11 protein-coding genes and 1 pseudogene are annotated in these 13,145 nt (G+C 53.8%); 6 read left to right on the top strand and 6 right to left on the bottom strand.

Annotated features, from left to right (window positions below; genetic code table 11):
* Positions 1-11 precede the first annotated feature (11 nt).
* Together kefB and kefG are read right to left on the bottom strand one after the other, a co-directional pair.
* A pseudogene (kefB, locus tag KNV97_RS20250) lies at positions 12-1,815 on the bottom strand (glutathione-regulated potassium-efflux system protein KefB).
* Complete coding sequence (gene kefG, locus KNV97_RS20245; protein WP_136485226.1) at positions 1,796-2,386, bottom strand: glutathione-regulated potassium-efflux system ancillary protein KefG; 591 nt, start codon at positions 2,384-2,386, stop codon at positions 1,796-1,798. Before kefG ends, kefB begins: the two are co-directional and overlap by 20 nt.
* Before the next feature lie 134 nt (positions 2,387-2,520).
* Here kefG and KNV97_RS20240 point away from each other — a divergent pair, with 134 nt between their 5' ends.
* The 6 genes from KNV97_RS20240 to crp all read left to right on the top strand — a co-directional run bounded on the left by KNV97_RS20240 (position 2,521) and on the right by crp (position 8,066).
* On the top strand, positions 2,521-4,443 hold the full coding sequence (locus KNV97_RS20240; protein ID WP_218563463.1) for an ABC transporter ATP-binding protein: 1,923 nt from the start codon (positions 2,521-2,523) through the stop codon (positions 4,441-4,443).
* Positions 4,440-4,913, top strand: a complete 474-nt coding sequence (locus tag KNV97_RS20235; RefSeq protein ID WP_136485228.1) for a TIGR02444 family protein — start codon at positions 4,440-4,442, stop codon at positions 4,911-4,913. Before KNV97_RS20240 ends, KNV97_RS20235 begins: the two co-directional genes overlap by 4 nt.
* Before the next feature lie 97 nt (positions 4,914-5,010).
* Positions 5,011-5,985, top strand: a complete 975-nt coding sequence (locus KNV97_RS20230; protein ID WP_218562659.1) for a hydrolase — start codon at positions 5,011-5,013, stop codon at positions 5,983-5,985.
* Between the two features lie 42 nt (positions 5,986-6,027).
* A complete protein-coding gene (locus KNV97_RS20225) occupies positions 6,028-6,237 on the top strand; it encodes a YheU family protein (protein WP_136485232.1) in 210 nt (69 codons plus the stop codon).
* 93 nt (positions 6,238-6,330) lie between these two features.
* Complete coding sequence (locus KNV97_RS20220; protein WP_136485235.1) at positions 6,331-7,200, top strand: phosphoribulokinase; 870 nt, start codon at positions 6,331-6,333, stop codon at positions 7,198-7,200.
* A 233-nt stretch (positions 7,201-7,433) separates the two neighbouring features.
* Entirely contained in the window at positions 7,434-8,066 is a 633-nt protein-coding gene (gene crp / locus KNV97_RS20215; protein WP_004728582.1) for a cAMP-activated global transcriptional regulator CRP, read from the top strand.
* A 168-nt stretch (positions 8,067-8,234) separates the two neighbouring features.
* On the opposite strand, the gene KNV97_RS20210 is transcribed toward crp, so the two are convergent.
* From KNV97_RS20210 to KNV97_RS20195, 4 genes are all read right to left on the bottom strand, one after another.
* Positions 8,235-9,029 (bottom strand): DUF1338 domain-containing protein, encoded by a 795-nt coding sequence (locus KNV97_RS20210; RefSeq protein ID WP_136485237.1) that lies wholly within the window; start codon positions 9,027-9,029, stop codon positions 8,235-8,237.
* Between the two features lie 104 nt (positions 9,030-9,133).
* Positions 9,134-10,591: a succinylglutamate-semialdehyde dehydrogenase gene (gene astD / locus KNV97_RS20205; protein WP_218562658.1), complete on the bottom strand. Its 1,458-nt coding sequence runs from the start codon at positions 10,589-10,591 to the stop codon at positions 9,134-9,136.
* A gap of 34 nt (positions 10,592-10,625) precedes the next feature.
* Positions 10,626-11,645 carry an arginine N-succinyltransferase gene (gene astA, locus KNV97_RS20200; protein WP_136485241.1) on the bottom strand — a complete coding sequence of 340 codons (1,020 nt, stop codon included), beginning with the start codon at positions 11,643-11,645 and terminating at the stop codon, positions 10,626-10,628.
* A gap of 98 nt (positions 11,646-11,743) precedes the next feature.
* Complete coding sequence (locus KNV97_RS20195; RefSeq protein ID WP_218562657.1) at positions 11,744-12,955, bottom strand: aspartate aminotransferase family protein; 1,212 nt, start codon at positions 12,953-12,955, stop codon at positions 11,744-11,746.
* Positions 12,956-13,145: the final 190 nt, after the last annotated feature.

Raw genomic sequence — 13,145 nt, 5'->3', positions numbered from 1 at the left:
ATTTGATCCTGTTATTGTTCCCAGTAGCCGCGCGACTGACGATCATTATCCATCTCACGGCCAAATATCTCTTCCAGCTCTTTACGTGCTTCTTTAGCACGCAACCCCAGTTTGGTGCCCTCAGTATGCTGCGGCAGCAGCTCTTCAAGCATGGCATGATCGAGACGACGAAAATGCGCTTCGGCCCGCTTGGCTTCATACGGATGCATACCGAGAGAAACCAGTGCCTGCCGCCCCAAGTCGAGCGCACCGAGGAACATTTCGCGTGAGTAACACTCTACACCGTGATTCATCAGCTGATAGGCTTCGACCCGGCTGCGGGCACGGGCAAGAATTTTCAGGCGCGGGAAATGGTGCTGACACAGAGCGACGATTTTCATCACCTCATCCGGCGCATCAGTACAGATCACTATCGCTTCTGCATCCTCGGCCCCGGCGGCGCGCAGCAATTCTAATTGAGTCGCGTCACCATAAAACACTTTATAACCATATTTGCGCAGCAATTTGATCTGGCTCGCATCGCTTTCCAGCACCGTCACCTTAATCTTATTGGCAAACATCAAACGGCCGACAATCTGCCCGAAACGGCCGAAACCGGCAATAATCACACGTGGCTCTTTATTGAACACATCACTATCGAGCGTTTCATCCGCTGCACTGTTGAGACGACGGGCAAACCATTGACGTTGTATGGTCAGAATCAGCGGCGTGGTCACCATGGATAAACTGACCACCACCAGCAAAAATGAAACCTGCTCCGCTGCCAGTAAGCCTTCATGACTCGCGGCAGTAAAAATGACAAAGGCAAACTCGCCGCCCTGACTGAGAATCGCCGCCATGCTGCTGCGCGCTTTCGCCCGGGTGCCGGATAAACGCGCCAGCGCATAAAGAATCAGGCCTTTGACCACCACCAGGCCGGTCACCGCCAGCAGGATCTGCACAGGCATGGTCATCAGCATACCGAGGTCAACCGCCATGCCAACCGCAATAAAGAACAGGCCAAGTAACAAGCCTTTAAACGGTTCGATAGCAATTTCCAGCTCATGGCGGAACTCGCTTTCGGCCAGCAGGACACCCGCCAGGAAAGTACCCAGCGCCATCGACAAGCCCAGGTTTTGCATCAGTAGCGCAATCCCGACCACCAGCAGCAGTGCCGCGGCGGTAAACAGTTCACGCACCCCGCTCAGCACAATATAACGAAACAGCGGGCTGAGCAGATAGTGGCCGCCGACCAGCAGGCCGATGATGCCGCACAGCATCCACACGCCGTCCAGCCAGTTCCCCCCGGAGCTACCGGCCAGCACCGGCATCAGTGCCAGAATGGGAATCACCGCAATGTCCTGAAACAGCAAAACCGCAAAGCCCGACTGTCCGGTCTCACTGCGGCTCAGTCCCTGCTCGTCAATCACGCGCAATGCGATCGCGGTGGAAGAAAGGGCAAGGCCAAGGCCCACCACCAGGCTGCTCTGCCAGCTCATGCCGAGCAGACAGGCCAGGCTGGATAACACCGCACCGGTCACCACCACCTGAGCGCCGCCAAGGCCGAGGATTGGGCCGCGCATCTGCCACAGTTTTTTCGGATTCAGCTCCAGGCCAATCAGAAACAGCAGCAGCACCACGCCGAATTCGGCGAAATGGAGAATCGCATTCACATCACTGATCAGCCCGAGCCCCCCACGGGCCAATCGCCACTCCGGCCAATAGATAGCCGAGCACCGAGCCAAGCCCGGCGCGCTGTGCCAGCGGCACCGCAACGACCGCCGAAGTCAGGAACACCACAGCACTTTGCAAAAAATCACCGGTCAGTGCGGCCATCACTCACTCCTGTCTGCCCCAGCGGGTCGAGCAACCACTGATGGTATTGCTCGGCATGCTGATAACGTTCCTCTTCACTGACGTTACGCGCCCAGTACAGAATCAGTGGTTCCATCCATTCCATACAGCACAGCGCGGCGGTCAGTTCAAACGGCTGCAGAATTTCCCGCATCGAGTAACGGTTGTAGCCGTGATGGCTGAATGCATCTTGGTTACCGCCGGTGGTGACCACGCTGCGCCAGATCTTGCCTTTCATGGCACTCTCATCGCCAAAGGCAAAACCTTTGCCCAGCACACGATCAATCCACTCTTTGAGCAAAGCAGGACAGGAATACATATACAGCGGATGTTGCAACACAATCACGTCGTACTGCAGCACGCGCTGGTGCTCACGATTGACGTCGATGAAGAAATCAGGATAGGTGGCGTAGAGATCCAGCACCGAGACATGCTCAAGGTGCTTGATCTTTTTGATCATGATCTGATTGGCGACCGAGTGATCCGGCTCAGGGTGAGCATACACCACCAATACTTTGGGCTTGTTGTCAGCCACGGTCTCTGGGTTTGCCATTCGTTGAGCACACTCCCTGTGGTTATCAAACGGTTACTGAGCATCATAACGTAATTTGTATAATGATCGACATTTATCCTTATTGCCCCTACTATTCCGGGCGAAAATTTAATACCAGAACAGACGGCATTATTATGATTACCTTCTCCGATATTCAGTTACTGCGCGGTGGCAAACCACTGCTTGATGCAGCTTCAGCGACCATTCATCCCGGCGATAAAGTCGGCCTGGTGGGTAAAAACGGCTGCGGTAAATCCACCCTGTTTGCGCTGCTGAAAGACGAGCTGACCATAGATGCCGGCAGTTTTAACCAGCCCGCACACTGGGAACTGGCCTGGGTAGCGCAGGAAACTCCGGCTCTGGAACGCACTGCGCTGGAGTACGTGATTGACGGTGACCGCGAATACCGCGAGCTGGAACGCCAGTTACATCTGGCTGAGCAACAGGATCAGGGCACCCGCGTGGCTGAGCTGCATGGTCAGTTGGAAACCATCGGCGGTTACAGCATCCGTGCCCGCGCAGCCGAACTGCTCGATGGTCTGGGCTTCAGCCAGGAGCAGATGGAGTGGAATCTGACCCAGTTTTCCGGTGGCTGGCGTATGCGCCTTAACCTGGCTCAGGCGCTGATTTGCCGCTCGGACCTGCTGCTGCTCGATGAACCGACCAACCACCTGGATCTGGATGCTGTGATGTGGCTGGAACGCTGGCTGCAAAGCTATCCGGGCACGCTGCTGCTGATTTCCCACGACCGTGACTTTCTGGACCCGATTGTCGGGCGGATTATTCACATCGAAAACGAGAAACTCAACGAGTACACCGGTAACTACTCCTCGTTTGAAACCCAGCGTGCGCAGAAACTGCTGCAACAACAGGCCATGTACCAGAAACAGCAGAAACAGATGGCACACATGCAAAGCTACATCGACCGTTTCCGCTACAAAGCTTCCAAAGCGCGTCAGGCACAGAGCCGCATCAAAGCGCTGGAGAAAATGGAACAGGTTCTGCCGGCCCAGTTCGATAACCCGTTCAGTTTTGAGTTCCGTGAGCCGGCCGCTCTACCTAACCCGATTATGATGATGGATCAGGTCAGTGCAGGTTACGGCGACCATCTGATTCTGGAAAAAATTCGCCTGAATCTGGTTCCGGGCAGCCGCATCGGTCTGCTGGGCCGTAACGGGGCAGGTAAATCAACCCTGATTAAACTCTTGTCGGGCGAGCTCAATCCGCAAGGTGGCGATCTGACCTACTCGCAAGGCGTCAAGATTGGTTACTTTGCCCAGCATCAGCTGGAAACACTGCACCCGGAAGAGACGCCGCTGCAGCATATGATGCAAATCGCACCAGACAAAAACGAACTGGAGTTACGTAACTATCTCGGCAGCTTTGGTTTTCACGGCGATAAAGCGCTGGATAAAGTCGGCCCCTTCTCCGGTGGGGAAAAGGCGCGTTTAGTATTAGCGCTGATCGTATGGCAAAAGCCCAACCTGCTATTGCTCGACGAACCGACCAACCACCTCGACCTCGACATGCGCCAGGCCCTGACCCTGGCTCTGCAAAGCTACGAGGGGGCGATGGTGATCGTCAGCCACGACCGCTATCTGCTGCGCGCGACCACCGATGACCTGTACCTGGTACATGACCAACAAGTCGCACCGTTTGATGGCGATCTGAACGACTACTATAAGTGGCTGACTGAACAACAAAAAGCCGATCGTAAAGAGAGTGCAGCGCAGGCTCCGGCCAAAGACAACACCAACAGTGCCGCAGCGAAAAAAGAGCAGAAACGACGTGAAGCAGATTTCCGCAAGCTGACCGCGCCAATTCGCAAAAAGCTGACACAACTGGAAGCAAAAATGGATAAGTTGAACGCCACCATTGCCGAGGCAGAACAACAATTATCCGATTCCGCACTGTATGACGCGGAAAATAAAGCTAAACTTAATCAGGTTCTCGCAACTCAGGCCAGCGCCAAATCCGAACTGGAACAGGTCGAAGGTGACTGGATGAGTGAGCAGGAAGCCCTGGAAGAGATGGAACAGGAGTTCAACATTCAATGAGCCAAGAACACGTCACACTATCCCTCACGTTAGAAAGATTGTGGCAATTCAGTTTGCAATACTACAGCGTACGCGAGGTCAAAGAGGCGTGTCTCAGCTTACAGAATAACTTTAACGGCAATGTGAACTTACTGCTGCTGCTTAAATATCTCGACGAGCAGCAGCTCACCTTGCAGGAACAGGACTGGCAATCACTGATTGAAGGCATTGCCAGAACCGAAACCCTGCTCCATCACTACCGCGAACTGCGCCGCAAGCTCAAAAACAATCTGACCGATACTTTATACCGCGAAGCGCTGCAGTTTGAACTGCAGCTTGAGAAGCAGCAGCAGTCTGACCTTATTGAGGTCATCAACCGTCATACCCTGACCATCAATCACGGCGAAGTACTGACCTTACGCTACTGTCGCCAGCTCGGTGCCGAACATCTGGCCACCATTTTCGGTAAACCCGTTCCGGCTTCATTCTGAGCGCTCACCACTGCGCCCAGACAGGGCTGCGCGGCAAAATTCGAACAGCCGATTATTAGGGTATATACTCATTTAAACACTTTGTATTGGCTGAACTATGACCCAATTTGTTGCCGCGACCGGCCTGAAGAATCCCCACCTGCAAACCTTATTGCCGCGCTTTATCCGCAAAAAGGCACTGTTCGAACCTTGTTGGCAGACACTGGACACGCCGGACGGTGATTTTCTCGATCTGGCCTGGAGTGAAGACCCGCAGCATACCCGCGGTAATAAGCCCGTGTTCGTACTGTTCCATGGTCTGGAAGGCTGCTTTTACAGTCCGTATGCCAATGGCCTGATGCACGCTTTTGCCCAGGATGGCTGGCTGTCCGTGATGATGCACTTTCGCGGCTGCAGTGGTAAACCCAACCACCTGGCACGTGCTTATCATTCCGGCGAGGTGGAAGATGCGCGCTTCGTGCTGGAGAACATCCGTGAGCGCTTCCCGCAGCAGACCATTATCGCGGTCGGCATCTCACTCGGTGGCAACATGCTGGTTAATTACCTCGCCCATTACAACCAGGATCCGATCCTGAGCGCCGCGACTATCGTCTCGGCGCCGCTTGACCTGGCCGCCTGCTCAGAGCGGATTGAGCACGGCTTCTCCAAGTTGTACCGTACCTATCTGCTCTCATCACTGAAAAATACCGCGCTCAAAAAGCATCACCTGCTGAAAGGTGAACTCGGGCTGTCTTACCACAATATAAAGCGTGTCACCCGCCTGCAGGAGTTTGACGACCTGATCACCGCCCCACTGCACGGTTTTCGTGATGCCAGCGATTATTACCAGCGCTGTTCAGGGATTCATAAATTGCAGGATATCCGCGTGCCGACCCAGATCATTCATGCCAAAGACGACCCCTTTATGACCGATGCAGTGATCCCGAAATTTATCCTGCCGGATAACATTGACTATCGTCTGTTCGAGCAGGGTGGCCACGTCGGCTTTGTCAGCGGTAGCCTGCTCAAACCGGTGTTCTGGCTCGAACAAGCCCTGCCCGCTTACTATGCCTGCCTGCGCGATAAAAACTGATATAATCGCCCTGTTCATCCATCATAAAAGTATGAGATATTTATGATTGTTCCCTGGCAACAAATTGACCCCGACACGTTAGACAGCCTGATCCGCGAATTCGTGTTACGTGAAGGCACCGACTACGGTGCACAAGAAGTTTCGCTGCAGGATAAAGTCGATCAGGTCAGATCCCAGCTGCAGCGCGGTGATGCGGTAATTGTTTACTCTGAACTGCATGAAACGGTCGATATCAAAACCAACCGCGCTTAAGCCATCACCCGCTCACCGTTTCCGTGCTATAGTGTTTCGACTCAGGCTGTGAAATTACACAGCCTCGTTAAGGAATCAGAGACAAGGTCTGTCATGTCAGCGAAACACCCAATTATTGCCGTGACCGGTTCATCGGGCGCGGGCACCACCACCACCTCAGAAGCCTTTCGCAAGATGTTCAATATGATGGACATCCGGCCGGCCTGGGTGGAAGGTGACAGTTTTCACCGTTTTACCCGTCCGGAGATGGACGTCGAAATCCGTAAAGCACGGGAGCAAGGGCGCCATATCAGCTACTTCGGCCCTCAGGCCAACGATTTTGCCGCGCTGGAAGGCTTCTTCCGTCAGTATGGTAAGTCCGGTACCGGCCAGATTCGCCGTTATCTGCACACCTTTGACGAAGCGGTCCCTTACAATCAGATGCCGGGCACCTTTACCCCGTGGCAGGATCTGCCACAGAACTCAGACATCATGTTCTACGAAGGTCTGCACGGCGGAGTCGTCGATGGTGACATCAATGTCGCTCAGCATGTCGATTTTCTGATCGGCATGGTGCCTATCGTCAACCTGGAATGGATTCAGAAATACGTGCGTGATACCCGCGACCGCGGCCACTCACGTGAAGCGGTGATGGACTCCATCGTGCGTTCGATGGATGACTACCTCAACTACATCACACCGCAGTTTTCCCGCACCCACATCAACTTCCAGCGCGTACCGACGGTCGATACCTCTAACCCGCTCAACGCCAAAGGCATCCCGAGCCTGGATGAAAGTTTTGTGGTGATCCGGGTGCGCGGGATTAAAAATGTCGACTATCCCTACCTACTGGCGATGATTGACGGCTCGTTTATGTCACGCCACAACACCATCGTGGTTCCGGGCGGTAAAATGAGCTTCGCGATGGAGCTGATCGTACGGCCACTGCTGGAACAACTGATAGAATCAGGAAAAATCGGCTGAGGCTGTCGCTTACTTTTCATACCGTGATCATGGGCACAGTTTTGCGTACATTATCCGGTCTCCAACACGATTAAAGTCAAGAAATCGTGTTGGAAAAAGGATACTATTCTAAACCGAAACACAAGATAACTTGCAGCAATAATAAAGTCCTCTTATTCTAGAGAATCCGTTGAATAAGGCTTCGCTAAAATATGGATAGCAGCAAGCGTACCCTGCAGAGGAAGTGAGATATTATGGTTCTAGGTAAACCTCAAACCGACCCAACACTAGAGTGGTTTCTTTCCCATTGTCACATTCATAAGTACCCTTCAAAAAGCACGCTGATTCACGCGGGCGAAAAAGCAGAAACCCTGTACTACATCGTTAAAGGTTCTGTTGCGGTACTGATCAAAGATGAAGAAGGTAAGGAGATGATTCTGTCTTACCTGAACCAAGGTGATTTCATCGGTGAACTTGGCTTGTTTGAAGAAGGCCAAGAGCGTACTGCCTGGGTTCGTGCCAAATCTCCTTGTGAAGTGGCTGAAATTTCGTTCAAGAAATTCCGTCAGTTGATTCAGGTTAACCCTGATATCCTGATGCGTCTTTCTGGTCAGATGGCGCGCCGTCTGCAAGTCACCAGCCAAAAAGTAGGCGATCTGGCGTTCCTGGACGTAACGGGCCGTATCGCGCAGACTCTGCTGAACCTGGCGAAACAACCAGATGCGATGACCCACCCGGATGGTATGCAAATCAAGATTACCCGCCAGGAAATCGGTCAGATTGTCGGCTGTTCACGTGAAACCGTTGGCCGTATCCTGAAGATGCTGGAAGAGCAGAACCTGATTTCTGCGCACGGTAAAACCATCGTGGTTTACGGCACGCGTTAAGCCCATACGGCAAATAGACAAGATTGCAAAAGCCACCTCGCGGTGGCTTTTTTATAGCGTTCAGGACACCAGGTGATTACTTTCAGATACCTAATTATTGAGCTCACGGCACCTAATTATTGAGCTCAAGGTACCTAATTATTGAGCTTAGGGTACCAAGCAGGCTCTCTAGCGGCTGTCTGTACTTTCGAAAATCTTATCGGCCGAGGCCGCGACAAAGCCGGTGTACAACTTACCATCCGGCAGCGGATAACGTTTGGCGAACTCATAAAAACCGCCCGGGATGGTATAGCTCCCCTCACTAAAACGCACCTCAACCTTATCCGCCATGGTCGAGGACTGTTCGAGCAATACCTGCGGCGACCCTTTTACTTCGCCGCCCGATTCGTTGATGGTAAATCCGGCCTGGCGCAGGTGATCATTAACCTGCTGCACTTCATGCAGATGCTTGAGCTGATTGACATTGACGGTGAAATGGTTGGCACCATAACCGTGTGCTGCCAGCCAGGAGGCATACTCGCTCTCAGCGGCCAGCACCTGATAATCCGCGTAGCTTAACTCCCATAAGCGCCCGCCGAAGAGAAAATCACTGCCCGTCAGTTGACGCTCATCAACCTGAGCCACCAGCCCCTGTACAATGGCCTGCAACTGCGCTGAGCACTCTGCCACTTTGAGTTCACTGATAAACACTTTCGGCTGCAACGGATCCGGATGCTCATAATGTTTGGCCACCAGTTTTTTACTCTCAAACAGATACTCGCCGCACGCCTGATAACCCAGCTCGATAAACGGCCGGGCAAGAGTCTCCAGGCCTAATGGCGCCAGATTGAAGGTACGCAGGGCAATATGGTCATTGATCAGTGCTTCGTCTTCTTCCAGCAACTGATGCACTTTGTCCGCCGAAGGACAAAGACGGTCAATGTAATCATTCCACAGAGATTGAAACAGATCTGTTGGCGTCATAACGCCTCCTTATCAGCACGCCAGCGCGTGCATTAGCGTTCACCACCCGACAGGGCGGCACAGTGATAGCAACTACCGGGCCGGCACTTGGCCAGCCCCTGAACTCACAGTTCGATGCCCGGGCTGAGCGTCGCCGGCAGCTCGGTCGCAGACCCTTCCATCGAAGCCATCGGATAAGCGCAGTAGTCGGCGGCATAGTAGGCACTCGGACGCAGGTTACCGGACGCACCCGGCCCGCCAAACGGCGCATCTCCGCTCGCGCCGGTCAGTTGCCGGTTACGGTTAACAATACCGGCACGAATATGGTCGACGAAATACTGCCACTCGTTGTCATCGGTACTGACCAGACCGGCTGACAAACCAAACTGGGTATCATTGGCCAGCGCAACAGCCTGCTCAAGGCCGTGGTAACGCACTACCTGCAGCAACGGCCCGAACACTTCTTCATCCGGTAGTTCACGCACCGCGGTCACATCAATAATCCCCGGTGTCACAAACGCCGCCTGCAGCGCACGAGCCTCAATCAAAGGCTCAGCACCAAGCTCAACCAGACGGGCCTGCGCAGCGAGAATCACCTCAGCCGCCGCAACCGAGATTTGCGGGCCCATAAATGGCGCCGGCTCGGCAAACGGCTGGTCAATACGCAGCTTGCGGGTCGCCTCAACCAGACGTACCAGCAGCGCATCGCCTTTCTCTCCGGCGGGAATGTACAACCGCCGCGCGCAGGTACAACGCTGCCCGGCACTGATAAAAGCGGATTGCAGTATGGTGTACACGGTCGAGTCCAGATCGCCATACTGCTCAGAGATCACCATAGGGTTATTGCCGCCCATTTCCAGCGCCAGCATCTTACCCGGCTGACCGGCGAACTGACGGTGCAACAAATGACCGGTATGAGCGCTGCCGGTAAACAGCAGGCCATCAATGCCTTTTGACTGCGCTAAAGCGATGCCAGTCTCTTTTCCGCCCTGAACCAGGTTAAGCACACCATCCGGCAATCCGGCCTGCTGCCACAGTTTCATCGCTATTTCACCGGTCCACGGCGTCTGCTCTGACGGCTTAAACACCACAGTATTACCCGCCAGCAGCGCCGGTACAATGTGTCCGTTCGGCAAATGACCCGGGAAATTATATGGCCCGAATACCGCCATGACGCCGAGCGGGCGATGGCGCAGCACAATCTGGTTGCCCGCCGCCTCACGCACACTTTCGCCGGTACGGTCATGATAAGCACGAATAGAAATCGCAATTTTACCGGCCATCGCCGCCGCTTCAGTGCGGGTTTCCCACAATGGTTTGCCGGTTTCTTTGGCAATGACTTCGGCGATCATCTCGCTGTTGGCTTTCACCTGCTCAGCAAACGCCAGCACGACCTGTTCACGCTCAGCAAACGAACGTTGCTTCCAGCTCAGCAGTGCGCTGCGCGCGGCACTGACCGCCGCTTCAACCTGAGCTGGTGTCGCGCAGTCCCCCTGCCAGACTACTTCCTGGTTGTATGGGCTTAGAGAGGTGAAATGTTCACCCTGGCCAGCCACCCATTGACCGGCAATCCACTGAGTCATGTGTTACATCCTTAACTTGTCTTGTAAATGGGGCCTACTGGGCCAGAATCCGCACCCAGTCACCGGTTTCCACCTGGAGCGCTAGAGCGACGTCCGGCGCAATAATGACGGTGCCGTTTTCGCGGTTATGCGCTGCTTTCGCTGCGGTGGCACGAAACTGTTCAAATGAGCTGTTACACATCAAAAACGTCTGCGAACTGGAGTGCGCAGCCACTTCAACCTTAGCCCGCACCGACTCGCGCACCGATTCGATATTGCGTAAATCGCACTCGACCGACGGACCGGCATCAAAAATGTCGACATAGTTGCGGCAGGTAAAGCCCTCTTTTTCCAGTAAGGCTAATGCCGGGCGGGTTTTCTCATGCACCTGACCAATCACGGCCTGCGCTTCTTTACTCAGCAGGTTGATGTAGATCGGCAGTTTGGGCATCAGATCGGCAATAAAGCCTTTTTTGCCAATCCCGGTCAGATAATCCGCCATGGTGAAATCAATCGAAAAAAAGTGTTCCTGCAGCCACTGCCAGAACGGCGAGTTACCCTGCTCGTCCGACACGCCGCGCATTTCGGCGAATATGGTTTGCGAAAAGCGCTCCGGGTGTTCTGCCATCATCAGAAAACGGCACTTCGACATCAGACGCCCGTTCAGCCCCTGACGAAACGCCGGGCGCAGGTAAAGGGTGCAGATCTCGGAGCAACCGGTGTAGTTGTTGCCAAACGTCAGTAACTTGACCACATTGTTGACGCCGAGTTTAGGTGAAGAATGCACTATGGTACTGATGTGATAAGAGTAACAGGGCATGTCCCAGCCAACCGCCGCTTCAATACCGGTGGTACCGGCCACTTCACCGCTTTCGGAGTCAAAGCCAACCATCAGGTAGCCTTCGTCTCCCGGCTCGGTCACATTGGATTTGCTAAAACTGTATTCGGAATGGGTAATGCGGTTGGTCAACAGTTCCTGGTTGACCGGCAATGAGGTGAAACCATGTCCCGATTCAACCGCGCAGGTATGCAGCGCGTCATAATCAGACATTGCAATGGGGCGAACAACAAGCATCTATATTCCCTCCAGATGCAGACAGGCCCGCGCCTGTCAGCCTGATAACACACTGTATCCGCGCCATCTGCTGGCTAGGATACAGTGCTCCGGCTCGCTTAAACTAGCGTCGCAATCGCTTTATCCAGTCGTGCTAAGCCTTGTTCAATTTCTTGCTCTGTGATCACCAGTGATGGTGTCATACGCACCACAGACGCACCTGCCACCAGCAGCATCAGGCCTTGCTGACCAGCCGCCACCAACACATCACGCGCGCGGCCTTGCCACTCATCGTTCAGTGCCGCACCCAGCAGCAGACCTTTACCACGGATCTCTTTAAACAGGTTGTATTTGGCGTTGATTTTCTCCAGTCCGGCACGCAGCAGAGCTTCACGCTGCTTAACCCCCGCCAGCGTCTCAGGTTGGCTGACGATATCCACCACCGCCTCTGCCACAGCACAAGCCAGCGGGTTACCACCATACGTCGAGCCGTGTACGCCCACTTTCATGTGCTGCGCCAATTTAGTCGTGGTCAGCATGGCGCCGATTGGGAAACCGCCGCCCAGTGATTTGGCGGTGCTGAGAATATCCGGAGTCACGCCAATGCCCTGATAAGCATAGAAATCACCGGTACGGCCGTTACCGGTCTGTACTTCATCAAAAATCAGCAGGGCGTTGTGTTTATCACACAGCTCACGCACCGCCTGGACAAATTCAGGGTTCGGCGACACGATGCCGCCTTCGCCCTGCAGCGGCTCCATCATGATGGCACAGGTGCGATCAGAGATGTGTGCCTGCAGCGCTTCGATATCGTTATAAGGCAGGTGCGTCACATCGCCCGGTTTTGGACCAAAGCCGTCCGAGTATGCTTCCTGGCCGCCCACGGTGACAGTAAAGAAAGTACGGCCGTGGAAACCCTGTTTAAATGCGATGATTTCCGATTTTTGCGCACCATACACATCTGCCGCATAACGACGGGCCAGCTTCAGGGCCGCCTCGTTCGCTTCTGCGCCAGAGTTAGCAAAGAATACTTTTTCCGCAAAGCTGACCTCGGTCAGTTTTTTTGCCAGACGCAGCGCAGGCTCATTGGTCATCACGTTGCTGAGGTGCCAGATTTTGTTGCCCTGTTCAGTCAGCGCTTTCACCATAGCCGGATGACAGTGCCCCAAACAGCTCACTGCGATACCGCCGGCAAAGTCGATGTACTCTTTACCCTGCTGATCCCAAACACGTGAACCTTCGCCCTTAACCGGGATGAACTCCATCGGGTTATAACAAGGCACCATCACCTCATCAAACAAACCACGATCTACTTTATTTTCCACTGTCATTACCCATTCCTTATCAATACCGCATGCCTGGCAAAAAGGCTCTCCTTCGCAAAACCTTACTCATAAGATTTTGTGTTGCGTTTAAGCAGATGCAGCATTGTATTTACAAAATATTAACCAATTCAATAGTGAATTATTCTTTCAGCTTAGCATTTAAGCTCACAATCCTCACCACTCATGATTATTTATG

This window comes from Vibrio ostreae (assembly GCF_019226825.1).
In the GTDB taxonomy this organism is placed as follows: domain Bacteria; phylum Pseudomonadota; class Gammaproteobacteria; order Enterobacterales; family Vibrionaceae; genus Vibrio; species Vibrio ostreae.
This window is presented reverse-complemented; position numbering and strand designations above follow the sequence as displayed.

Excerpts from the sequence above, each read along its gene's own strand:
- kefG (WP_136485226.1), bottom strand. The coding sequence starts at position 2,386 with ATGGCAAACCCAGAGACCGTGGCTGACAACAAGCCCAAAGTATTGGTG.
- KNV97_RS20240 (WP_218563463.1), top strand. The coding sequence starts at position 2,521 with ATGATTACCTTCTCCGATATTCAGTTACTGCGCGGTGGCAAACCACTG.
- KNV97_RS20235 (WP_136485228.1), top strand. The coding sequence starts at position 4,440 with ATGAGCCAAGAACACGTCACACTATCCCTCACGTTAGAAAGATTGTGG.
- KNV97_RS20230 (WP_218562659.1), top strand. The coding sequence starts at position 5,011 with ATGACCCAATTTGTTGCCGCGACCGGCCTGAAGAATCCCCACCTGCAA.
- KNV97_RS20225 (WP_136485232.1), top strand. The coding sequence starts at position 6,028 with ATGATTGTTCCCTGGCAACAAATTGACCCCGACACGTTAGACAGCCTG.
- KNV97_RS20220 (WP_136485235.1), top strand. The coding sequence starts at position 6,331 with ATGTCAGCGAAACACCCAATTATTGCCGTGACCGGTTCATCGGGCGCG.
- crp (WP_004728582.1), top strand. The coding sequence starts at position 7,434 with ATGGTTCTAGGTAAACCTCAAACCGACCCAACACTAGAGTGGTTTCTT.
- KNV97_RS20210 (WP_136485237.1), bottom strand. The coding sequence starts at position 9,029 with ATGACGCCAACAGATCTGTTTCAATCTCTGTGGAATGATTACATTGAC.
- astD (WP_218562658.1), bottom strand. The coding sequence starts at position 10,591 with ATGACTCAGTGGATTGCCGGTCAATGGGTGGCTGGCCAGGGTGAACAT.
- astA (WP_136485241.1), bottom strand. The coding sequence starts at position 11,645 with ATGCTTGTTGTTCGCCCCATTGCAATGTCTGATTATGACGCGCTGCAT.
- KNV97_RS20195 (WP_218562657.1), bottom strand. The coding sequence starts at position 12,955 with ATGACAGTGGAAAATAAAGTAGATCGTGGTTTGTTTGATGAGGTGATG.